Raw genomic sequence first — 21,779 nt, forward strand, 5'->3', positions numbered from 1 at the left:
ACGGCCTGTTGCTGCAACTGAAGATTTCCGAGTTCGCGGCCGGCCTTGCGCAAGCCCTCGATCTCGGCATCGGATATTTCGAGTTGGACGGCTTCTGTCCGCAACGCCGAACCTTGCTGGATCAGGTGCGTGGCTGCGACCAGGGCGCCGTCCAGGCGTTCGATTTCGGGGGTGAGCTGCGCAAGCTGCCGCTCCAGGTCGCGGCGGTCCGCCTGCGCCTGAAGCCGCGCCACGCGCCGGCGCGCGGCCTCGACTGCGGCGGCATGGGATTGCCGCTGCTGCAACGCGCGCGCCAGTGGTTCCTGCATCGCCTGCACATGGGCGTGCGCCGCGCGTGCATCGCGAAGCAGCGCCTGATAATCGGCTTCGTCCTGTTGATCGCGCCGGACCTGATCCTGCAGCAGCGCAAGGGTCTGCGCGGCCTGCGCCTGCTCGCGTTGCAGTCCGTCGAAGGCTTCACGCTCCTTGGCCAGTGCGGCAAGGCGCGCGCGAGCCTGGACGGCCTTGGCCTCGAAATCCTTCCAGGGTTGCGCGGCCTGGGCGCGTTCATGTTCGCGCCGCAGTTCGGCCAGGCGATCGACGTCGGCGTTAAGCTGCGCCATGGCCTGCCCGCACTCGTCGCGTTCGGACAAGGCGCGCGCGAGCGCGTCTTCGGCGTCCTTGTAGCTGCCCTTGGGGCGGCCGTTGCGGGCGTCCAGCAGCGCTGCGCGCTCGGCCGACACGCGATCGAACAGCCGGTCGCCGTCTCCGGAGGCCAGCTCGCCGGAGAGCTGCGTCAGCGCATCGCGCAGATGCGAGCCCGCAAAGCCGGCGGCTTCGTGCAGGTTCTGGCCGTCGCCCTGGCGGATCCATAGCAGGCCCGGCACGCCAGCCAGATCAGGTTTGCTTTGGCCGCGCCCGGGCATTTCGAAGCCCAACAAACCGGCCAGCGCGTTTTCGGCTTCTTCGCCGTCCAGCCGCTGCGCACCGTCGTCCACCACAAGTTCACAGCGGGCCTTGGACAGGAACTGCTTTTTCAGGACATAGGCGTGATCCGCGTGCGTGAAGGCCACTTCAACGCTGGGGCGCGCGCCGGATTCGCCGCGCGGCGCCAGGTCGGCGACCTTGCTGGTGCTGTAGCGTTCAAGGAAGGCGGCCCGAATGGCGGCCGCGACCGTGCTTTTGCCGGCCTCGTTGGGGCCGACAAAGAGGTTCAGGCCGTCTTGCAGTCCGTCCAGCGACAGCGGCTGGCGGAACTTGCGGAATTCTTCGAGGGCGATGCGGGAGATCTTCATTTGGCGGCTCCCTGCGTGGCAGTTTCGCGCTGGAACCGCAGCAGCAGGCGCAAGGCCTCGCTGGCTACGGCGGACTGGTCTTGGTCCGCCTGCAACGCCTGCAGTTGTGCGGCGACCTCGCCCACGTAGCCGCTGGCGCGCAATTCGGCCAGGTCAGCTTCGTCGGGTTCCAGGCGCACGCCGGACAAGTCCGGCAGCAAGGCCCGCACCTGCGCGGCGGCCTCGGCCACGGCCTTTTGCAATGCATCCCAGATTTCGAGGTTGACGTGACCCTGCACGTCCAGGCGCAGCACGTCGTCTGACCGCAACGCCGCCATGCGTTCGGCCAGCGCCTGGGCATCGGTGGGCAGGCTAAGGGCTTCAGTCCAGGCGGACCAGCGGTACTTGCCGGTGGCGATGCGTTCGACCACGGGCGGGGCGCCCGGCGCGTCGATGCGCACGTCCAGCACGTAACCGGGCTCGTTGCCGCGAAAGCGGTCCTGTTCCGGCGTGCCGGCATACCAGGTGCGTGTGTCAATGGACAGGCAGCCGTGCCAATCGCCCAGCGCCAAATAGTCAAGACTGGCGCGGTCCGCGCGGTCGGGCGCGATGGGATTGGTGGCGTCGATCGTGTCGGGCAGGCGGCCGGCCACGCTGCCATGGGCGAGGCCCACGCGGATGCGCCCGGGTGGCGTTTCGAGCGTGTCGAAAGCCTGGGTGACGTCGTCGTAGGTGTGGCGTTGCGTAAGCGGCGCGGCGAGCACGGCGAGGTTGGCGTCCGGCAGGTCCACCACGCCTGTCGTAAGCGGCACATGCACGTTGGCCGGAATGCAGCCCAGTTGCATGGCACGGCTCCAGACGCTGTCGGCAAGGGCTGCATCGTGATTGCCGGCGATCATTACCCAGGGCCCCGTGTAGCCAGCCATGGCGGCAAATAGGCGCCGGATGCTGCGATCGGACACGGCCTGCGTGTCGAAGACGTCTCCGGCGACCAGCACGGCATCCACGCGGCGTTCGGCGGCCAGCGTGGCGATGCGCGCGACGACCTCGAAACGGGCCTCGGCAAGCATGGCGGCATCGTCGGTTTCAAACTGGCCGTATTGGCGGCCGATCTGCCAGTCGGCAGTGTGCAGGAAATGGGTCATGCGGCGATTTTGGCATAAAGCAAGGAGCCGTTTCGCGCACAGCGTGCGCAATTCAGCGCACGCAAAAAACAACGCGGGCCGCATCGAAGCGGCCCGGCGGGTGTGCGCCCAACTGGCTATGCGAGCGCCAGATCAGGCGCAGGCCGGTGAGACGCAGGTCAGACGCGACGCCAGGCGCAGATGAAGCAGCCCAGGCACGCCGCGAGGTGCAGCTTAAGACCTACTCAAGCGCCCTTGCCGTCCAGCACCAGCTGCTGGCGGGACGCTGCGCTGCGGTCATAGCGCGACAGCCCGAGCCCGTCGGTGCTGATCGCGGGGCGCTGACCCATGACGAGATCTGCGACCAGCTTGCCGGAACCGCACGCCATGGTCCACCCCAGCGTGCCGTGGCCGGTGTTCAGGTAAAGGTTGTTGTAGCGCGTGGCGCCGACGACCGGCGTGCTGTCCGGCGTCATGGGACGCAGGCCGGTCCAGAACTCGGCCTGGGCCACGTGGCCGCTACCGGGGAACAGATCGTTGACCACCAGTTCCAGCGTCTTGCGGCGGGCGTCCTTCAGGCGCAGATCGAAGCCGGACAATTCGGCCATGCCGCCCACGCGGATCCGTTGGTCGAAGCGCGTGACGGCGACCTTGTAGGTTTCGTCCAGCACGGTCGACACCGGCGCGGCGGCCTCGTCCTTCATGGGGATGGTGAGGGAGTAGCCCTTGACCGGGTACACCGGCAGGTCCAGGCCGAGGGGTTCGAGGAACCCGCGGGTGTAGCTGCCGAAGGCGGCCACGTAGCGGTCGGCGGTGAGGACTTCGTTGCCGACGCGCACGCCGGTGATCTGGCCGCCGGCGGTGTTCAGGCCCGTGACGCTTTGGCCAAAACGGAATTCAACGCCCAGTGCGGCCGCCATGTCCGCCAGGCGGCGGGTGAAAAGCTGGCAGTCGCCGGTTTCATCATTGGGCAGGCGCAAGCCGCCGGTGAGCTTGTGCGCGGAGTTGGCGAGCGCGGGCTCGGCCGTGACGAGACGGTGGCGGTCCAGCAGTTCGTAGGGAACGCCGACCTCTTCGAGCACGGCGATGTCGCGGCGCGCGGCTTCCATCTGGGCTTCGGTGCGGAACAACTGGAGCGTGCCGCGGGCGCGCTCTTCGTAGTGGATGCCGGTCGCGGCGCGCAGTTCACGCAGGCAGTCGCGGCTGTACTCGGACAGGCGCAGCATGCGTTCCTTGTTGACGGCATAGCGGTCGGCCGAGCAGTTGGCCAGCATGGCGGCCATCCATTTGAGCTGGAACAGGCTGCCGTCCAGGCGGATCGCCAGCGGCGCATGTTTCTTGAAGAGCCATTTGATCGCCTTGAGCGGGATGCCAGGCGCGGCCCAGGGCGTGGAATAGCCCGGCGACACCTGTCCGGCATTGGCGTAGCTGGTCTCCTGCGCCGCGGCGGGCTGGCGGTCCAGCACGGTCACTTTGGCGCCCTGCCGGGCCAGGTAATAAGCGGTGGTGGTGCCGATGACGCCGCTGCCAAGGACGATCACATGCATGATTCTTTCCGGTATTTGGATTTGTCTGGGAATTTCGGTAGTCTATGACCCCTTCAGCAGTGAAAAACACTGAAGATTTTCCTTGGGCAGTGGTTTTTCTCGGGCCATCCTTGTTTTTCGACCGGCGTTAGTGAAATGCGCGACCTCGACCGAATTGACCTCAAAATCCTCGACATCCTGCAGCGCGAAGGCCGGATTTCGGTCACGGAATTGGCCGAGCGTGTGAGCCTGTCGGCTACCCCCTGCTCCGACCGCGTCAAGCGCATGGAACGTGAAGGCGTCATCACGGGTTACCATGCGCGCGTCAATCCGGCGGCGCTCGGCAAGAACTTGCTGGTCTTCCTGGAGATCAAGCTGTCGGCCAAGTCGGGCGACGTGTTCGACAAGGTCAAGCAGGAACTGCTGTATGTGCCCGAGGTGATGGAATGCCACCTGGTGTCGGGCGAATTCGACTACCTGGTCAAGGCGCGCCTGTCTGAAATGAACGAATACCGCCGTCTTCTGGGCGAAATCCTGAAGCGGCTGCCCGCGTCCGCCGAGTCTCACAGCTACATCGTGATGGAAGAGATCAAGGAGACGCTCTTCCTGCCGGTGGACCGCTAGGGCCTGTTCACACTAAAAGAAGGGATGCGCCCGCCCGGCTAGGGGCGCCCGGCCAGGGGCGCCCGCCTTGTTACCGATAATTCCTGCGGCGGCTGCTATGCTGCGGCCCTCCCCGGCGATCCTGCGCGTTCGTCCGACCCTAATTTTGCTCTTGCCCATGACCCGTCTTTATAAATACTTCTTCCGCGGCCTGATCACCGTCCTGCCGCTGGCGCTCACGATCTACCTGCTGTACCTCTTTCTGGCCTGGACGGAAGGTGTGGCGCTGACGTTCCTGCGCCCCTTTATCGGCGGCTTCTACGTGCCGGGCATGGGCCTGGCGCTGGGCATCCTGGGCATTCTGGCCATCGGCTACCTGGTGTCCAAGCAGCGCGTGCAGCGCTTCCTGACGCTGGTCGAAATGCCCTTCACCAACCTGCCGGTGGTCAAGAGCATCTATTCGTCGCTCAAGAGCTTTGCCGATTACTTTTCGCCCAGTTCCAAGAACACGGCCCAGCAGGTCGTTGTCCTGCGCATCCCGGGCCAGCAGCTTGAGCTGGTGGGCCTGGTGACGCGCCGCGGCACCGATGGCTTGCCCGAGGGATTCACCCAGGGCGATCGCGTCGCCGTCTACCTGCCGATGGGCTACATGATTGGCGGCTATACCGTGTTCGTGCCGCAGGAATGGGTGCAGCCCATCCAGATGTCGGTCGAGGAAGCCATGCGCTCGTCGCTGATCGCCTGGATGGCGCGGGCCGAAACCGGCGGCATCCGCCCCGTGCCTGCCGCCAGCCCTGAGGCGGGTGCGGATAAGCCAGTGGCTCAGCCGGCCACGCAGCCTGTCGCCCAGCCCGCGAGCCAAAACGCCGGCTCGTCCGCTGCCCCCTCCCTCTCCCCCGCCGTCGCGCCGTCCGCAGACCAGCCCGCCGCTACCGGCAATCCGGCCAACCCGGTCAATCCGCGCGCCCCCGGCAACGGCCCCGCCTGACCTCGATTTACCGAAGCACTTCCATGTCCATCATCGAATTCACGCTTGCCGAAGGCAGCCCCTACATTGAAATCAATCAGCTGCTGAAGGCGACCGGCGTCGTCGACAGCGGCGGCGCCGGCAAGATGCTCGTGGCCGACGGCCAGGTTAGCGTCGGCGGCGTGGTCGAGACCCGCAAGACGGCCAAGATCCGCGATGGCCAGATCGTCACCTGCGGTGGTGTGCGCATCGTGGTTCGCGCCTTTGCCGGCGGCCACGACGGCGACGGCGACAGCGCCTGATTTCCCTGTTGATTCCACCTCGCCGCGAGCTGCCATGAAATTCAAGATGTCCCAGAACTCCATCTTTGCCGTGTTGCTGCGCTCACCGTGGTGGATGAGCGCCGGCGTGGCCGTGCTGCTTAGCGCCGGCGGCTTTGCTGCGCTGCCGCTGGAGTATGCCGCGATGGGCGTCTTTGCCGCGGTGCCGTTTGCCGTGATTTCCATCATGGCGGCCTACAAGCAACTGCGTGCGCCGTCGGGCGCGCGTGTGCAGGCGCTGACCGAAGCCGTTGCCGCCATGTCGTGGGGGGACTTTTCAAAGACCGTCGAAGCCGGTTTCCGCCGCGACGGCTGTGAGGTCGAACGCCTACAGGCGCCCGGCGCCGATTTCGCGCTGAGCAAGGACGGCCACGTGGCCATCGTCAGCGCCAAGCGTTGGAAAGCCGCCAGAAACGGCGTGGAACCGCTGCGCGAACTGCAGGCCGTGCGCGAAAAGCGCGGCGCCCGCGAAGCCATCTACATCGCGCTGGGCGACGTGTCCGACAACGCCTTTCAATATGCCAAGGCGCAGGGCGTCTCCCTGATGACCGCCCCGGAACTGACCAAGCTGCTGCGCGACCTGAAGGTCTGAAGACCGCTGGGCAGCTTCAGATCACCATCACCGAACTGGCCGCGATGACGCGCCACGCACCTGCCGTGGCACCTGCCGCCTCCCCTGCCGCGTCACCCGCCGCCCCACCTGCCCCCTGACCCGCCCCCAGATCGGACGCCCAGGTTCGCATGAACCGGAACGTGCCATTGGCCGGCACGCCGTTGTAGCTGCCCGCGATGCGGGCCAGCACCGACACCACCGCGCAATCTGCGCGTGGCAGGATGCACTGTTCGGACAGGTCCAGCGCGTGGATCTTCAGCAAACCGCCGCGGTGCGCCTCCAGGTCATCCTCGCGCGTGACAGTCCAGCCCATGTGATTGACGAACAGCAGGTCCGGATGCAGCAGCGCTTCCAGCGCGGCAATGTCCGAGGACAGCATGGCCTGGCGCAGCCGTTCCTCGGCGTCCTGGATGGCGGCGGTGATCGAAGCGTGCATGGCGTGGGTCCCGGGAGTATCTTGGATTGAACACGGCCGCATTCTATTCGGTCATCAGCCGTCTTGCCTTGTTGCCAATGCACCGCCCGCCGCGTGCGGGCATACGCTTTAATGCACCTCCCGCCAATTTGCGGCGCCCCGCCATTCACCCATTTCAAAGATGACCTATCGCATCCTTGCCGACTTCGTGCTGGTCATACACGGCCTGTTTGTGGCGTCCGTGGTGTTCGGCGGCCTGCTGGCGCTGTGGAAGCCGCGCATGGCGTTCTGGCATCTGCCGGCGCTGGCGTGGGGCGCGATGGTGATCGGCATGGGCTGGATCTGTCCGCTGACGCCGCTGGAAGTGTCGCTGCGCGAACGCGCGGGGCAGGAAGGCTACGCGGGCGGCTTCATCGAGCACTACGTGCTGGGCATCATTTACCCCGAGGGCATCACGCGGGCGACGCAGATGCTGCTGGCGGCGGTGCTCGTCGTGGGCAACATCGTCGTCTATACCGTGTGGGCGCGCCGCCGGGCCGATCTGCGCCGCGCGGCTGCGGCTGCTGCCCAAGCGCGGCAGTCCATACAAGGCCGCTCCTGAACAACGCGAACCGCCCCACCCCTGCCTCGCGCCGCTACAGGCTGCGCGCGATCACCAGGCGCTGGATGTCGCTGGTGCCCTCGTAAATCTGGCAGACGCGCACATCGCGATAAATGCGCTCGACCGGAAAATCCTTCAGGTAGCCATAACCGCCCAGCGTTTGAATCGCCGCCGAGCAGACCTTTTCAGCCATCTCGGACGCAAACAGCTTGGCCATGGACGCCTCGGTCAACGCCGGCCTGCCCGCTTCGCGCAAGGCCGCGGCGTGCAGCACCATCTGGCGGGCCGCGTGGATCTGCGTCGCCATGTCCGCCAGGCGAAACGACACGGCCTGGTGTTCGATGATGGGCTTGCCGAAGGCTTGGCGATCGCGAGCGTAATCGCGCGCGCATTCGAAAGCCGCCCGCGCCATGCCCACCGACTGCGACGCAATGCCGATGCGCCCGCCTTCCAGGTTGGACAAGGCGATCTTGTAGCCCTCGCCTTCTTCGCCCAGGCGCCACGCCGCCGGGATGCGCATGTCTTCAAATGCGATCTGGCAGGTGTCGGACGCGTGCTGGCCGAGCTTTTCCTCCACGCGCAGCACCTTGTAGCCCGGCGTATCGGTGGGGACGATGAACGCCGAAATGCCGCGCTTGCCCGCGTCGGGGTCGGTGACCGCGAACACGATGACCGTCTGCCCGTTGCGCCCGGACGTGATGAACTGCTTGGCGCCATTGAGGATGTAGTGGTCGCCGTCGCGCCGCGCGCGGGTATGCAGGCTGCTGGCGTCGGAGCCGGCCTGGGGCTCGGTCAGCGCGAATGCGCCGATGTGTTCGCCACGCGCCAGCGGCCGCAGAAACTGCGCCTTCTGGTCGTCGTTGCCGAACTTCAGGATGGGCATGCAGCCCACCGAGTTGTGCACGCTCATGATGGTGGAGCAGGCGCCGCTGCCCGCGGCGATTTCTTCCAGCGCCACCGCGTACGAAATATAGCCGCTGTCGTTGCCATCCCACGCTTCGGGCACCAGCATGCCGAAAAAGCCCAGCTGCGCCATCTCGGCGATGGCGTCGGCGGGATAGTGGTGTTCGCGATCCCAGCGTTCGGCATTGGGCGCCAGGCGCTCCTGCGCAAACCGGCGCGCCATCTCCTGGACGCTTTGCTGTTCGTCGGTCAAAAGCATGCTTGTCTCTCCTGATGCGGCGGGACGTCGATCGAGCCGCGGCGCGCGTTTTTTGTGGTGTGCATGACCGGCGCCGCGCGGGCGGCGCCGTGTGATTGCGAGAATACACCGGCGCGGGCCACGGCCGGCGCGCGTTGTGCTACGCCCGCGGTGCGCCTCTTAAAGCCCCGCGGCCCGTCCCCTATGCCCGCGGCGCGTCCTGTTCCGCGCGCTGCTGCGCTGGCCCCATGGCGCGGCTCAGGTTGTAGGCCGTATTCACCAGGCCGATATGCGAAAAGCCCTGCGGAAAGTTGCCCACCAGGCGGCGGCGCACGACGTCATACTCTTCCGACAGCAGCCCCAGGTCGTTGCGCAGGGACAGCAGCCGGTCGAAAAGCCGCTCCGCATCGCCCAGCCGGCCCTGCATGACGTAGGCGTCCGCCAACCAGAAACTGCACGCCAGGAAGACGCCCTCCTCGCCCTCCAGCCCGTCGTCGGTGTCTTCGACCGAATAGCGGCGCAGCAGGCCGCCGTGCATGAGTTCCCGTTCGATCGCGTGCACCGTGCCCGCCACGCGTGGATCGCTTGCCGGCAGAAAGCCCACCTGCGGGATCAGCAGCAGGCTCGCGTCCAGCGCCGGCGATCCGTAACTCTGCACGAAGCAGCCGCGGGTGCGGTCGTAGCCATGCTCGCAGATGTCCTTGTGGATGCGCTCGCGCAGCCGGCGCCAGGCATCGACCGGCCCCTTCAAGCCCCAGCGCTCACACGCTTTGACCGCCCGGTCGAACGCCACCCAGCACATCACCCGCGAATGCGTGAAGGCGCGCCGTTCGCCCCGGACCTCCCAGATGCCGTGGTCCAGTTCGCGCCAGCGCTGCTCCAGCGGCTTGAGCAGCACGTTCTGCAGGCGCCAGGCTTCGGCCAGCGGCGCCAGGTCTGCGACGCGGGCGGCGTACAGCGTATCGATGAGTTCGCCGTAGATGTCGAGCTGGCTCTGCCCAGCCGCGCCATTGCCCCGGCGTACCGGCTGGCTGTCCTCGTAGCCGGGCAGCCAGGGAATCTCCAGCTCGGGCAGCCAGCGATCGCCCGCGATGCCGTACATGATCTGCAACTGGTCGGGGTGACCGGCCACCGCGCGCAGCAGCCATTGGCGCCACGCCTCGGCCTCTTCGCGATAGCCGGCGTTGAGCAAGGCGTACAGCGTCAGCGCCGAGTCGCGCAGCCAGCAGTGGCGATAATCCCAATTGCGGCTGCCGCCCAGCGCTTCGGGCAGCGAGGTCGTCGGCGCGGCGATGATCCCGCCCGTCGGCTGAAACGTCAGCAGTTTCAGCGTGATCAGCGAACGCACCACGGCATCGCGACGCCCGTCGCCCGGCCCGTCCCAATGGCACCGTTTGGCCCATTCCTGCCACCACGACACGGTGCGGTCCATGCTTTCGACGCGGTCTGGCACGAACCGGGGCGTACGGTGCGAGCGGTGATAGGACAACGTGAACGGCACAACCCGGCCAGGATGCAGCGAGAAACGCGCCGTGGTCTTCATGTCGTGGCCTTCGAGCTCGATGGGCGTATGCAGCTCGACCGCGTCCGGGCCCGCGATGGCGTTCAGGCCATAATCGCGCCGCCGCACCCACGGCACGCTCTGGCCGTAGTTGAAGCGCAGGATCAGCTCCATGTCCATCTGCACGTGGCCTGATTCGCCGCGCACGATGCGCACCACGTCCACGCGCTCGTCGTCATCGCTGAGCGGCATGAAGTCGTACACCAGCACCGAGCCCGTACGGGTCTCGAAGCGCGTTTCCAGCACCGCGGTATCGGGCACGTAGCGGCGCGACGTCGACTTGATCTTGCCGTGCGGCGCGATCAGCCAGCGCCCGTGGCGCTGGTCGCCCAGCAAGGCGGCAAAGCACGCAGGCGAATCGAAATGCGGCAGGCACAGCCAGTCGATCGAGCCGTCGCGCGCCACCAGCGCGGCGGACAGCATGTTACCGATGAGTCCGTAGTCTTCCAGGGGTTTGGACATGCGCGCCTCAGCCCGCGCCGCGGAATTCGGGGTATAGCGTCATGCCGCCATCCACGAAGAGCGTGGTGCCGGTGACGTAGTCGGACGCATCGCCGGCCAGCCACACGGCCGCCTGGGCGATGTCCTCGGGCTCGCCGATCCGGCCGTACGGAATGAGTTCCAGCAGCTTGGCCAGCGCCTGGGGGGTGTCCCACGCCGGCTGGTTGATCGCGGTGCGGATGGCGCCTGGCGCGATGGAATTTACCCGGATGCGGTCAGGCGCCAGCTCCTGCGCCAGGGATTTCATCAGCAGCGAAATGCCGCCCTTGGACGCGGCGTAGTTCACCTGGAATGCCCAGGGGATCACTTCGTGCACCGAGCTGATGAAGAGAATGTTGCCCACCGAGCGGTTCTGGCGGGCCGGGTCCGGAGTTTGCGATTTGAAGGCTCGGGCAGCTGCCCGCGCGCACAGGAAGTGGCCAGTGAGGTTCACGTCGATCACCCGCTGCCAGTCTGCGAGCGTCATGTCGGCAATGGGCGACGGGTGTTCAACGCCCGCGTTGTTGACCAGGATGTCCACCCGTCCGAAGTGCTGCACGGCTTGCTCGAACAGATGGTCGACGTCGGCTTCCCGGCTGATGTCTGCCGCGGCTGCGACCGCCGTCCCGCCGCTGCGCTGGATCGATTCCACCACCGCCGCGCCCCGCGCCTGGGAGTCCCCGCCCGCCCGGTGGTTCACGACCACTCGCGCTCCCGCTTCGGCAAGGCCTATTGCGATGGCGCGCCCAATGCCTGAAGACGCGCCTGTCACCACGGCCACGCGGCCGTTCAAGTCAGTCGTGTGCTGCATGCCAGTCTCCTTGGCGGCCGGCATGTGGCCGGGCTGCCGGTATAGAGGGTTTCAGGGTAGTCCCGCCCGGGGGACCGGCGCAACCCGGCGGCGGGATGATCCCGCTATGTGCAGAGTTTTCTCTGGACCGCCCGGTGCGGCTGGGCGCTCCACGGCAAGCGGCATTCCTGGCCGCGAGCCGTTAATACGCAACAACATAGGTTGCATAAGACCGTTTGCGCTCCTATCATGCAACTTATCAAGTATCGAAACTACCGCGCGAGGGTCTTCCCATGCACTACGACGTCATCATCATCGGCGGCAGCTTTGCCGGCCTGTCCGCCGCCATGCAACTGGCGCGCGCCCGACGCCGGGTGTTGCTGGTCGACGCGGCCAAGCCCCGCAACCGCTACGCCGCGCACGCGCACGGGTTCCTGGGCCAGGACGGCGTACCGCCACACGAGATCGTCGCCACCGCCCGCGCGCAACTTGCGCGCTATCCGACCGTTGCCTTCCTGAACGGCGAGGCGGTCCAAGCCCAGCCGAAAGACGGCGGCTTCGGCATCATCATGGCGGACGGCCAGCAGGCGCGCGGCGCGCGCCTGATCCTGGCAACCGGCATGCGCGACGAGTTGCCGCCGCTGCCCGGTCTTGAGGAACGCTGGGGGCAGACGGTGCTGCACTGCCCGTACTGCCATGGCTACGAAGTCGCAGGCAATCCGCTGGGCGTGCTGGCCGCGCATCCGATGTCTGCCCATCAAGCGATGATGCTGCCCGACTGGGGGCCAACCACGTATTTCACGCAGGATCAATTCGAACCTTCGGCAGAAGACGCGCAGCATCTCGCCGCGCGGGGCGTCCACATCGAGCGCACGCCGGTGGTCGCGCTACTGGGCGCAGCGCCCGCCCTGGACGGCGTCGTGCTGGCCGATGGACGCGAGGCGCCGCTGCGCGCGCTGTTCGTCGCCAGCCGGGCCCACATGGCCAGTCCGCTTGCCGATCAGCTGGGATGCGCGTTCGACGAGGGGCCGCTGGGACCCGTGATCCGCGTGGACGATCTCAAGCAGACCACGGTGCCCGGCGTGTACGCCGCGGGCGACGCGTCCACACCGATGTCCAACGCCACGCTGGCCAGCGCCTCGGGCGTCATGGCCGGCGTCTGCGCGCACCGGTCGCTGGTCATGGCGTAAGCGGTCTTTGGCCTGAACCCGAGGCCGTGCATAATGGCGGGATTGGCGGCCCGATCTCCGGCATGGAGCACGGGCCGCAAGTTCATCCGACCACGAATCCAGGAGCAGCCGTGCTGGATCCCATCCTCGCCGAACTTTCCACCGCCCTGCCCGCCGCCAAGTCGGTCGAGCAGTTGACCCGCCCGCTGCTTGACATGCTGGGCGCCGTCACCGGACTTGAATCCACCTATCTGACCTCGATTGACCTGAAGGCCGATCTGCAGCACGTGCGCTACGCGCGCAATGTGGGGCAGCTGCAGATACCGGAAGGACTGTCCGTGCCCTGGGACGACACGCTGTGCAAGCGCGCGCTGGACGAAGGCCGCATGTGCACCAGCGACGTGTCGCAATGCTGGCCGGATTCAGACGCGGCCCGGCAGTTGGGCATACAGACCTACGTCAGCGCGCCGGTGCGTGCCGATGACGGCGCCTTGTACGGCACCCTGTGCGCCGCCAGCGCCCGGCGGCACGACATCAGCCCGCAGGCCGAAGCGGTGCTGAAGCTTTTTTCCAGCGTGATCGCCAGCTTCATCGAACGCGAAATGCTCGTTGAACAGTTGCACTCGGCCAACGTCCAGCTCATGTCCTATGCGCTGACCGACACGCTGACAGGCCTGCCCAATCGGCGTGCTGTCTACGAGGCGCTGGACCGGCTGCTGGCGCGCGCCGTGCGCGAAAACGGCAGCGTGCTGGTCGGCGTGATCGACCTGGATGGCTTCAAGAGCATTAACGACACGTACGGCCACCAGGCAGGCGACCTTTTCCTGCAGGAAGTCTCGCGGCGCATGGCGGCGGCGCTGCGCGGGTCGGACATGCTGGGACGCGTGGGCGGCGACGAATTCGTGCTTATCGGGCCCGGCCCCGCGCTGACGGGCAAACGTGCCGACGAAGGCGGCGTGAGCCAACAGGCCGAGCCCGACGAGGCCGCCCGAGCGATGGAAGAACGCGTTCTGGCCGCCTCCATGGGCCGTTATCGGCTGGGCGACGCCACCGTGGCCTACGAAGGCGCCAGCGCCGGCGTCGTGGCGCTGGACCCGGCGGGCCTGGACGCGGAGGCTGCTGTCCGGCTGGCCGATACCCGCATGTATGAAATCAAGCACGCGCGCCGGGCGGCGCGCGTCATTCACTGATCGGCCGCGCGGCGCATCTACCGTTGAAGCGGCGGCGCGCGACCATTCTTCGAAGCGCCGGCGCGCCCGTTCCGAAAAGCGCAGACGCGAGGCTGTTCCTTTGAAGCGCGGACGCGCGGCTGTTCCCTTGTAGCGCTAACGCGCGGCTATTGCAGCCGCGCCTTGAAGAACGCCGTCACCTGGGCGTTCAGTTCACGATGAAACGCCAGCCGATCAATACCCGCCTCGTCGCGGCAGATGCCGGGCAATGCCTCGGCCTGTTCAGCCGAGCACGGCGCCAGAAACGCGTAATGCCCCGCGCCGGCGGCCACCTGGAAATCCGGTGCGGCGCCCAGGCCCTGGCGCACGGCCTCGACGCTGGCCGGGCTGACACCTTCGCCGCCCCGTTCCGACGCCCATAGCTGAACGGGCAGCGTAACGCGCTTGAGCGCGTCGACCGGAAACACGTTGAGCGGATCGGCAATGACCGCCGCCTTGATGCGCGTGTCCTGCGGGTACGGCTGCTGCGGCACCTTGCCGGCGGCGATGTCGCGGCACATGGGCAGCGACGCCTGTTCCTGGCAGATCCCCAACCCCCCCGCCAGGTCCGGCGCCGCGCCGGCCAGCACCAGGCCCGTATACCCGCCGCGCGAAAAACCGAAAAAGCCGATCTTTTCAGGATCGATCCTTGCCTTGTCCGGCCACGTGCCCGTCATGTAGTCGATCAGCCGGCGCATTTCGCGAGGCCGGGTGGAAAAGATCGACAGATACCCCTGCCGCGACTTGTCCAGCGCGTTGTCGCCAACGTGGTTGATCGCCGCGACCACGAAGCCCGCATCGGCCAGCGCGGCCGCGGTGTCGTGATGACTGAGATACGAGCCCGCCGAACCATGCGACATGACGATGAGCGGATAGCGCCCTTCCGGCACCTTGCAGCCCTGCACGCCTTGAATGGCGACGTGGCCCACCTTGATGTCGCCCGCCGCTTCGGCGCACGGTGTCCAGACCGCGCCTTGCAGACCGGGGCCGTTCTGGTCCATCGGCAGGTTCAGGCGTTGAAAGCCCGCGGCGTGCGCAGCACCGCCAGAAAGCGCCAGGACGGCAGGAATCAGAACGTACAGAAATTTCAAGGCGTAGGTCATGCGGGCAAGTTGAGGATAAGCGTTGAATCGATTTGTCGCGCGCAGGGTATCGGCAATACCAGTATTCGGGCTTGTCTTGTTGCCGATTGCAGCCGGCACCAGAATGCCGCTTCGACATTCACGAAGGCCCAAGGTTTTACCCCATGCAAATTTCCTTGTTGCACACCATCGACAGTAATCCGGCGATTTTCGAGCAGGCGGCCCGCGACGCCGGATTGGCCGCCGACACGCTGCGCCATGCCGTGCGGCCGGCGTTCAGGATTGCCGTTGATCAGGCGCGGGCCACGGCCAGCGCGATACCCAGCAGCGTGCAGGACGACATCACGGCGGCGTTGCAGGACTTGGCGGCCGGGGCGGACGCCGTGATTGTCACATGCGCCACGCTCGGTCCCGTCGTTGACGGCATCACGGGGATAGGCGCCCCCGTCATCCGCGCGGATGAGGCGCTGGCCCACGCGGCGGCTCGCGCAGGCGCCCGCATCGTGGTGCTGTGCGCTGTCGAATCTACCATCGCTGCCAATCGCGCGCTGTTCGAACGTTATGCGGGCCCCGTCGGCGCTACGGTCGACGTGCGTCTGGTGCCCCTCGCCTGGGATCTGTTCAAACGCGGCGAGGCGGCGGCATGTCTGGCTGCCATCGCGCAAACGGCCCGCGACGCACAGGAAGGCGGCGCGGACGTGGTGGCATTCGCCCATCCGTGGATGGCGGACGCCGCCAGCGCCCTGCCCGCAGAGTGCCGTCCCCTGGACGGCGCCTCCGCATCCTTGGCGCTGGCGGCGCGGTTGACGGAGCCGTTGGTGGCGACGTTGGTGGCGCCCTGAGCCTGCCGCTTACCTCACCTTCCCTGCCTTCCACGCCGACAGCAGTTGCTCGTAGGGAATCGTCTCGCCCTTGGGCTTTTCATTGGCCAGCTTCTTCCAAGGCGCGTGCTGGTCCGACAGCCACTTGCTCGGATCGCTCTTGGGGTTGAGCTTGGGCGCGCACTGCGCCATGCCCGCCCGTTCAAGCCGTGCCATCACCTGATCCATTTCGTTGGCCAGGTTGTCCATCGCGGCCTGCGGGGTCTTTTCGCCCGTGACCGCGGTGGCGACGTTCTTCCACCAGAGCTGCGCCAGCTTCGGATAGTCCGGCACGTTGGTGCCGGTGGGCGTCCATGCCACGCGCGCGGGACTGCGGTAGAACTCGATCAGGCCGCCGTAGTTGGCCGCGTTCTTGGTGAAGAACTCGCTGTTGATGTCGCTGTCGCGGATGAAGGTCAGGCCGGTAATGGACTTCTTGAGCGACACCGACTTGGACGTGACGAACTGCGCATACAGCCACGCGGCCGCCATCTTGTCGGGGTTGGTGGACTTGAAGAAGGTCCACGAGCCCACGTCCTGGTAGCCGTTCTGCATGCCGTCCTTCCAGTACGGGCCGTACGGCGACGGGGCCATGCGCCACTTCGGCGTGCCGTCGTCGTTCACGACCGGCAGCCCCTTCTTGGTCATGTCGGCGGTGAAGGCCGTGTACCAGAAGATCTGCTGGGCGATCTGGCCCTGCGCGGGCACGGGTCCCGCTTCCGAGAAGGTCATGCCCATGGCCTGCTGCGGCGCAAACTTCTTCATCCAGTCGATGTACTTGGTCAGCGCGTACACAGCGGCCGGGCTGTTCGTGGCGCCGCCACGTGACACCGACGCGCCCACCGGCGTGCACTTGTCGTCGGCCACGCGGATGCCCCACTCGTCCACGGGCATGCCGTTGGGCAGGCCCTTGTCGGCCGCGCCCGCCATCGACAGCCACGCATCGGTGAAACGCCAGCCGAGCGACGGGTCCTTCTTGCCGTAGTCCATGTGGCCGTAGACGCGCTTGCCGTCGATCTCCTTGACGTCGTTGGAGAAGAACGTCGCGATGTCTTCGTACGCGGACCAGTTGGTGGGCACGCCCAGTTCATAGCCGTACTTGGCCTTGAATTTTTCCTTCAGGTCGGGCCGCGCGAACCAGTCGGCGCGAAACCAGTACACGTTGGCGAACTGCTGGTCCGGCAACTGGTACAGCTTGCCGTCGGGTGCGGTGGTGAACTTGGTGCCGATAAAGTCCTTGAGGTCCAGATTGGGATTGGTCCACTCCTTGCCAGCCCCGGCCATGTAGTCGGACAGCGGCAGAATGGCGCCGTAACGGTAGTGGGTGCCGATCAGGTCGGAATCGGAGATCCAGCCGTCGTAGATGGACTTGCCGGACTGCATGGACGTCTGAAGCTTTTCGACGACGTCGCCTTCCTGGATGAGGTCGTGATTGACCTTGATGCCGGTGATCTCGGCAAAGGCCTTGGCCAGCGTCTTGGACTCGTACTCGTGCGTGGTGATGGTTTCGGACACCACGCTGACTTCATTGACGCCCTTGGCCTTGAGCTTGGCCGCGGCGTCGATGAACCATTTCATTTCGGCCATCTGCTGTTCCTTGGACAGCGACGAAGGCTGGAACTCCGAATCGACCCACTTCTTTGCCTCCGGCTCGCCGGCCCAAGCCCCTGACGTACCGATCAGGGCGATAGCGGCCGCCATGGCGTGCATGCGCAATTTCATGACCTGTCTCCTCGATAAGTCTTCCCCTATCGTGCTGCGGACCGCTGGCCGGGGAAGACGCTGGCCGATAGTCCTTTTCCTGACTGCCCGAAACCAACGAAGGGTCTGGCGCCCTTCTCTCACCCTTTTTTCATGATGAACGCCAGCAGCAGCATGGACAGCACGAAGCTGATCCACACCGATGGCGGCTGATCCAGCGAAAACCACTCGACCGCTTTCTGGCCGAATCCCAGGAACGCCAGGTTCAGCCAGGCCGCGGCCATCAGGCCGATGAACAGCCGGTCGCCCCGCGTCGTGCGCAGTGGCAAGAATCCCTTGCGCTCCTGCGTGGGCGACTTCAGCTCCCAGATCGTCATGCCCACCAGCATCAGCACGATGCAGCTGAAGAACACGGCAACCGGGGTGGTCCACACCATCCAGCTGAACATGGGCACGCCCTCCTGTAGTCCCGATGCCTACACGCGGCCCATCGCGAAGCCCTTCGCGATGTAGTGCCGAACGAACCAGATGACGATGCCCCCCGGCACGATGGTCAGCACGCCCGCCGCGGCCAGCACGCCCCAATCCATCCCGGAGGCCGATACGGTGCGCGTCATGGTCGCGACGATGGGTTTGGCATTGACCGAGGTCAGCGTGCGCGCCAGCAGCAATTCCACCCAGCTGAACATGAAGCAGAAGAACGCGGCCACGCCCACGCCCGACTTGATGAGCGGCAGGAAGATCGTCAGGAAGAAACGCGGGAACGAATAGCCGTCCACATACGCGGTCTCATCGATTTCGCGCGGCACGCCGGACATGAAGCCTTCCAGGATCCACACCGCCAGCGGCACGTTGAACACCAGGTGGGCCAGCGCCACCGCCAGGTGCGTGTCCATCAGGCCGAATGAGCTGTAGAGCTGGAAGAACGGCAGCAAGAACACGGCGGGCGGCGTCATGCGGTTGGTCAGCAGCCAGAAAAAAACATGCTTGTCGCCGATGAACCGGTAACGCGAAAACGCATAGGCGGCCGGCAGCGCCACGGCCAGCGAGACGACCGTGTTGATGACGACGTAGATCAGCGAATTGATGTAGCCGGAATACCAGGCCGGGTCGGTGAAGATGGTGCGGTAGTGCTCGAACGTGAAGTCGCGCGGCCAGAGCGTCAGCGTGCTGACGATCTCGGTGTTCGACTTGAACGACATGTTCAGCATCCAGTACAGCGGCAGGATGGCGAACACCAGGTACAGCGTCAGGAAGGCGCCGCGCCACCAGGTGGATTTCTCACGCATTGCCCCGCTCCTCGTCGAAACCGCCCGTGGTGCCCGCGCGCTGCATCCAGTTGTAGAGGATGAAGCACAGCAGCAGGATGATCAGGAAGTAGATGATCGAAAACGCGGCGGCGGGGCCTAGATCGAACTGCCCCACCGCCTTCTGCGTCAGGTATTGCGACAGGAAAGTCGTGGCGTTGCCAGGGCCGCCGCCGGTCAGCACGAACGGCTCGGTGTAGATCATGAAGCTATCCATGAACCGCAGCAGCACCGCAATCATCAGCACGCCGCGCATCTTGGGCAGCTGGATGTAGCGGAACACGGCAAAGCGCGAGGCGCCGTCGATGCGCGCAGCCTGGTAATACGCATCCGGAATGGCGCGTAGCCCCGCATAGCACAGCAGCGCGACCAGCGGCGTCCAGTGCCACACGTCCATGACCAGCACGGTGACCCAGGCGTCGACGTCGTTGCCGGTGTAGTTGTAGTCCACGCCCAGCCAGGACAGCGTGGCGCCGAGCAGCCCGATGTCGGTGCGGCCGAACACCTGCCAGATGGTGCCCACGACGTTCCACGGAATCAGCAGCGACAACGCGATGATGACCAGCACGGCCGACGCACGCCAGCCGCTGGCGGGCATCGACAGCGCCAGCAGGATGCCCAGCGGAATCTGGATGAGCAGCACCGCAAACGAAAACCCGATCTGCCGGAACAGCGCACCATGCAGTTCCTCGTCCTGTAGCACGGCAGCGAACCACTCGGTGCCAACGAACACGCGACGCTCGGGCGAGATGATGTCCTGCACCGAATAATTGACGATGGTCATCAGCGGCAGGATGGCCGAGAACGCCACGCACAGCACAACCGGCAGGACCAGAAACCAGGCCCGGTGATCGGTGGGTTTCATCGGATCAGTTCCTCGTCGCGGTAGAAGCAGGTGTGCGGATTGAGCACGGTCAGCCACACCGTGGCGTCCTTGCCGCCGGCAACGACGTTGCTGCCCAGGCGCGCGCGCACCGGCGTGCCTTCAAAGTCGGCCACCAGCAGCGTGTAGGTGCCCACGTCCTGCACGCGTTCCACGCGCATGGGCACCGCGCCAGCCGTCCCGGGATCGGTCACGCGCAGGTATTCCGGCCGCACGCCCAGCTTGACGGGGCCCGCGCCTTCCAGCTTGACGGCCAGCTCGGCCGGCACGCCTTGCAACCGGTGCTGGCCCACCATCAGCGCGCCGTCGCGCCACTGGGCCGGCAGGAAGTTCATGCCCGGCGACCCGATGAAATGGCCCACAAAGGTGTGCGCGGGCCGCTCGAACAGATCGTCGGCGCTGCCCACCTGCACGGCGCGGCCGCGCGCCATGACCATGACCTGATCGGCAAAGGTCAGTGCCTCGGTCTGGTCGTGGGTCACGTAGATCAGCGTCAGCTTGAACTCGTGATGGATCTCCTTGAGCTTGCGGCGCAGTTCCCACTTGAGTTGCGGGTCGATCACCGTGAGCGGCTCGTCAAAGAGAATCGCGGACACGTCGCTGCGCACCAGACCGCGGCCCAGCGAGATCTTCTGCTTGGCATCCGCCGTCAGCCCGCTGGCGCGGCGGTCCAGCACGTTGGACATTTCCAGCATTTCGGCGATGCGGCCCACGCGCTCGCGGATGCGATCGGGCGCAACGCCCCGGTTGCGCAGCGGAAACGCCAGGTTCTCCGCGACCGTCATGGTGTCGTACACCACCGGAAACTGGAACACCTGCGCGATGTTGCGCGCCTGCGGGGTTTTGTCGGTGACGTCCTGCCCGTCGAACAGGATGCGCCCGTGCGACGGCCGCAAGAGGCCCGACACGCAGTTGAGCAGCGTGGTCTTGCCGCAGCCGGAGGGCCCGAGCAAGGCATAGGCCCCGCCGTCGCGGAAGGTGAACTGCAGCGGCAGCAGCGCGTAGTCGTCGTCGGACTTGGGATGGGCGACGTACGAATGGGACAGGTCCAGCTCAATCTGCGCCATCAGGCGACCTCCCCCGCGCCCGCCCGCTGCCGGGGCGCCGCCAGCAGCGCGCCATCCGGGCCAAACGCATAGGTCTGCGCGGGGTCGAAATACAGGCGCACGTGCTCGTCCAATGTGTATCGGTGCACGCCGGGCAGTTGGGCGACCACGTCGCCCGCGGCCGTCTCGGCATGGACAAAGGTGTCGGACCCGGATATCTCGGCCAGCTTGACCCGGCCGGGCAGCTCGACGTGACCGGGCCGGGATTCCACATCCAGCGCGCCGGCGCGCAGACCGGCCGTGATCTCGGCGTCCACACCCGCCGGCAGCGCGCGATCCACCGCCACGTCGCCTTGCAGCACGAACCCGCCATTGTGGCGGCGGGCCGCGAACAGGTTCATGGGCGGGTCGCTGAAGGCGCGCGCCACGCGGATCGAATTGGGCCGGTGAAAAACCTCGGCCGTGGGGCCGTATTGCAGCAGTTCGCCCGCATCGAGCACCGCAGTGTGGCCGCCGAGCAACAGCGCCTCGCCCGGTTCGGTGGTGGCGTAGACCACGGTCGACCGCCCCTGCGCGAACAATTCCGAGAGTTCGTCGCGCAATTCCTCGCGCAGTTTGTAGTCCAGGTTGACCAGCGGTTCGTCCAGCAGGATCAGCGGCGCGTCCTTGGCTAGGGCCCGCGCCAGCGCCACCCGCTGCTGCTGACCGCCCGACAGTTCGGACGGATAGCGGTCAAGTAGATGGTCGATGTGCAGCCGCGCCGCCATGGCGTGGACTTTTTCACGTGTGTCGCGCTCGCCGCGCAGCTTGAGCGGCGAGGCGATGTTGTCGTAGACCGACATGGACGGATAGTTGATGAACTGCTGGTAGACCATCGCCACGTTGCGCTGGCGGACGGGCACGCCGGTGACGTCGGCGCCGTCAACCCGCACGTGGCCCTCGGAAGGCCGATCCAGCCCGGCCATGATGCGCATCAGCGAGGTCTTGCCGGCCAGGGTGGCCCCCAGCAGGACGGTCATGGCGCCCGGAACCGGGGCCAGGCTCATGGGATACAGGTGCGTCTGCGAGCCGGCCCGCAAAGCTATCCCGTCCAAGGTCAGCTGCATCTAGTCTCCTCAACCTACTTATA

Annotated in this window: 21 protein-coding genes and 1 pseudogene; 8 read left to right on the plus strand and 14 right to left on the minus strand. The window is 66.3% G+C overall.

Annotation, left to right across the window (positions count from 1 at the left end):
• The 3 genes from B3446_RS09870 to B3446_RS09880 form a co-directional block, all read right to left on the minus strand.
• A partial coding sequence (locus B3446_RS09870; protein ID WP_291380562.1) for an AAA family ATPase occupies positions 1–1,274 on the minus strand: 1,274 nt, incomplete at its 3' end.
• A complete protein-coding gene (locus B3446_RS09875; RefSeq protein WP_291380521.1) occupies positions 1,271–2,398 on the minus strand; it encodes a metallophosphoesterase family protein in 1,128 nt (375 codons plus the stop codon). The genes B3446_RS09870 and B3446_RS09875, both read right to left, overlap by 4 nt.
• Before the next feature lie 224 nt (positions 2,399–2,622).
• On the minus strand, positions 2,623–3,924 hold the full coding sequence (locus B3446_RS09880; protein ID WP_191578958.1) for a D-amino acid dehydrogenase: 1,302 nt from the start codon (positions 3,922–3,924) through the stop codon (positions 2,623–2,625).
• Positions 3,925–4,059: 135 nt separating this feature from the next.
• Between B3446_RS09880 and B3446_RS09885 the strand changes: the two genes are divergently transcribed.
• From B3446_RS09885 to B3446_RS09900, 4 genes and pseudogenes are all read left to right on the plus strand, one after another.
• Positions 4,060–4,527, plus strand: coding sequence for a winged helix-turn-helix transcriptional regulator (locus tag B3446_RS09885; protein ID WP_175121736.1), 468 nt, complete (start codon positions 4,060–4,062; stop codon positions 4,525–4,527).
• A 157-nt stretch (positions 4,528–4,684) separates the two neighbouring features.
• A pseudogene (locus B3446_RS09890) lies at positions 4,685–5,311 on the plus strand (DUF502 domain-containing protein); the annotation flags it as partial.
• Positions 5,312–5,517: 206 nt separating this feature from the next.
• A complete protein-coding gene (locus B3446_RS09895; protein WP_291380524.1) occupies positions 5,518–5,775 on the plus strand; it encodes an RNA-binding S4 domain-containing protein in 258 nt (85 codons plus the stop codon).
• 34 nt (positions 5,776–5,809) lie between these two features.
• Positions 5,810–6,385, plus strand: coding sequence for a restriction endonuclease (locus B3446_RS09900; RefSeq protein WP_291380526.1), 576 nt, complete (start codon positions 5,810–5,812; stop codon positions 6,383–6,385).
• A 16-nt stretch (positions 6,386–6,401) separates the two neighbouring features.
• Here the strand turns inward: B3446_RS09900 and B3446_RS09905 are convergent, their stop codons facing one another.
• Positions 6,402–6,842 carry a nuclear transport factor 2 family protein gene (locus B3446_RS09905; RefSeq protein ID WP_291380528.1) on the minus strand — a complete coding sequence of 147 codons (441 nt, stop codon included), beginning with the start codon at positions 6,840–6,842 and terminating at the stop codon, positions 6,402–6,404.
• 160 nt (positions 6,843–7,002) lie between these two features.
• On the opposite strand from B3446_RS09905, the gene B3446_RS09910 reads away from it, so the two are divergent.
• On the plus strand, positions 7,003–7,422 hold the full coding sequence (locus tag B3446_RS09910) for a DUF2784 domain-containing protein (protein ID WP_291380530.1): 420 nt from the start codon (positions 7,003–7,005) through the stop codon (positions 7,420–7,422).
• 34 nt (positions 7,423–7,456) lie between these two features.
• Here B3446_RS09910 and B3446_RS09915 read toward each other — a convergent pair whose 3' ends face one another.
• The 3 genes from B3446_RS09915 to B3446_RS09925 all read right to left on the minus strand — a co-directional run bounded on the left by B3446_RS09915 (position 7,457) and on the right by B3446_RS09925 (position 11,415).
• The gene (locus B3446_RS09915; protein ID WP_291380532.1) at positions 7,457–8,584 is read right to left on the minus strand and encodes an acyl-CoA dehydrogenase family protein; all 1,128 of its coding nucleotides are present in this window, start codon (positions 8,582–8,584) and stop codon (positions 7,457–7,459) included.
• A 181-nt stretch (positions 8,585–8,765) separates the two neighbouring features.
• Positions 8,766–10,586 carry a glycoside hydrolase family 15 protein gene (locus B3446_RS09920; protein ID WP_291380533.1) on the minus strand — a complete coding sequence of 607 codons (1,821 nt, stop codon included), beginning with the start codon at positions 10,584–10,586 and terminating at the stop codon, positions 8,766–8,768.
• 7 nt (positions 10,587–10,593) lie between these two features.
• Entirely contained in the window at positions 10,594–11,415 is an 822-nt protein-coding gene (locus B3446_RS09925; RefSeq protein WP_291380535.1) for a glucose 1-dehydrogenase, read from the minus strand.
• A 272-nt stretch (positions 11,416–11,687) separates the two neighbouring features.
• Here B3446_RS09925 and B3446_RS09930 point away from each other — a divergent pair, with 272 nt between their 5' ends.
• Positions 11,688–12,584, plus strand: coding sequence for an NAD(P)/FAD-dependent oxidoreductase (locus B3446_RS09930; RefSeq protein ID WP_291380537.1), 897 nt, complete (start codon positions 11,688–11,690; stop codon positions 12,582–12,584).
• A 113-nt stretch (positions 12,585–12,697) separates the two neighbouring features.
• On the plus strand, positions 12,698–13,753 hold the full coding sequence (locus B3446_RS09935) for a sensor domain-containing diguanylate cyclase (protein ID WP_224776956.1): 1,056 nt from the start codon (positions 12,698–12,700) through the stop codon (positions 13,751–13,753).
• A gap of 146 nt (positions 13,754–13,899) precedes the next feature.
• Here the strand turns inward: B3446_RS09935 and B3446_RS09940 are convergent, their stop codons facing one another.
• Positions 13,900–14,874 (minus strand): alpha/beta hydrolase family protein, encoded by a 975-nt coding sequence (locus B3446_RS09940; RefSeq protein WP_291380539.1) that lies wholly within the window; start codon positions 14,872–14,874, stop codon positions 13,900–13,902.
• Positions 14,875–15,017: 143 nt separating this feature from the next.
• On the opposite strand from B3446_RS09940, the gene B3446_RS09945 reads away from it, so the two are divergent.
• A complete protein-coding gene (locus B3446_RS09945; RefSeq protein ID WP_291380541.1) occupies positions 15,018–15,695 on the plus strand; it encodes an aspartate/glutamate racemase family protein in 678 nt (225 codons plus the stop codon).
• Between the two features lie 9 nt (positions 15,696–15,704).
• On the opposite strand, the gene B3446_RS09950 is transcribed toward B3446_RS09945, so the two are convergent.
• The 6 genes from B3446_RS09950 to B3446_RS09975 form a co-directional block, all read right to left on the minus strand.
• A complete protein-coding gene (locus B3446_RS09950) occupies positions 15,705–17,435 on the minus strand; it encodes an ABC transporter substrate-binding protein (RefSeq protein WP_191578970.1) in 1,731 nt (576 codons plus the stop codon).
• A gap of 119 nt (positions 17,436–17,554) precedes the next feature.
• A complete protein-coding gene (locus B3446_RS09955; protein WP_056317261.1) occupies positions 17,555–17,863 on the minus strand; it encodes a DUF2160 domain-containing protein in 309 nt (102 codons plus the stop codon).
• Between the two features lie 27 nt (positions 17,864–17,890).
• The gene (locus tag B3446_RS09960) at positions 17,891–18,703 is read right to left on the minus strand and encodes a carbohydrate ABC transporter permease (RefSeq protein ID WP_175136658.1); all 813 of its coding nucleotides are present in this window, start codon (positions 18,701–18,703) and stop codon (positions 17,891–17,893) included.
• Positions 18,696–19,586, minus strand: coding sequence for a carbohydrate ABC transporter permease (locus B3446_RS09965; RefSeq protein WP_291380546.1), 891 nt, complete (start codon positions 19,584–19,586; stop codon positions 18,696–18,698). Before B3446_RS09965 ends, B3446_RS09960 begins: the two co-directional genes overlap by 8 nt.
• Positions 19,583–20,671, minus strand: coding sequence for an ABC transporter ATP-binding protein (locus B3446_RS09970; RefSeq protein WP_291380548.1), 1,089 nt, complete (start codon positions 20,669–20,671; stop codon positions 19,583–19,585). The genes B3446_RS09965 and B3446_RS09970 overlap by 4 nt, the downstream gene beginning before the upstream one ends.
• Positions 20,671–21,756: an ABC transporter ATP-binding protein gene (locus B3446_RS09975; RefSeq protein WP_191578972.1), complete on the minus strand. Its 1,086-nt coding sequence runs from the start codon at positions 21,754–21,756 to the stop codon at positions 20,671–20,673. Before B3446_RS09975 ends, B3446_RS09970 begins: the two co-directional genes overlap by 1 nt.
• Positions 21,757–21,779: the final 23 nt, after the last annotated feature.

Origin of the sequence: Achromobacter sp. UBA5777 (assembly GCF_002418565.1) — a bacterium.
Lineage (GTDB): Bacteria > Pseudomonadota > Gammaproteobacteria > Burkholderiales > Burkholderiaceae_B > Achromobacter > Achromobacter animicus.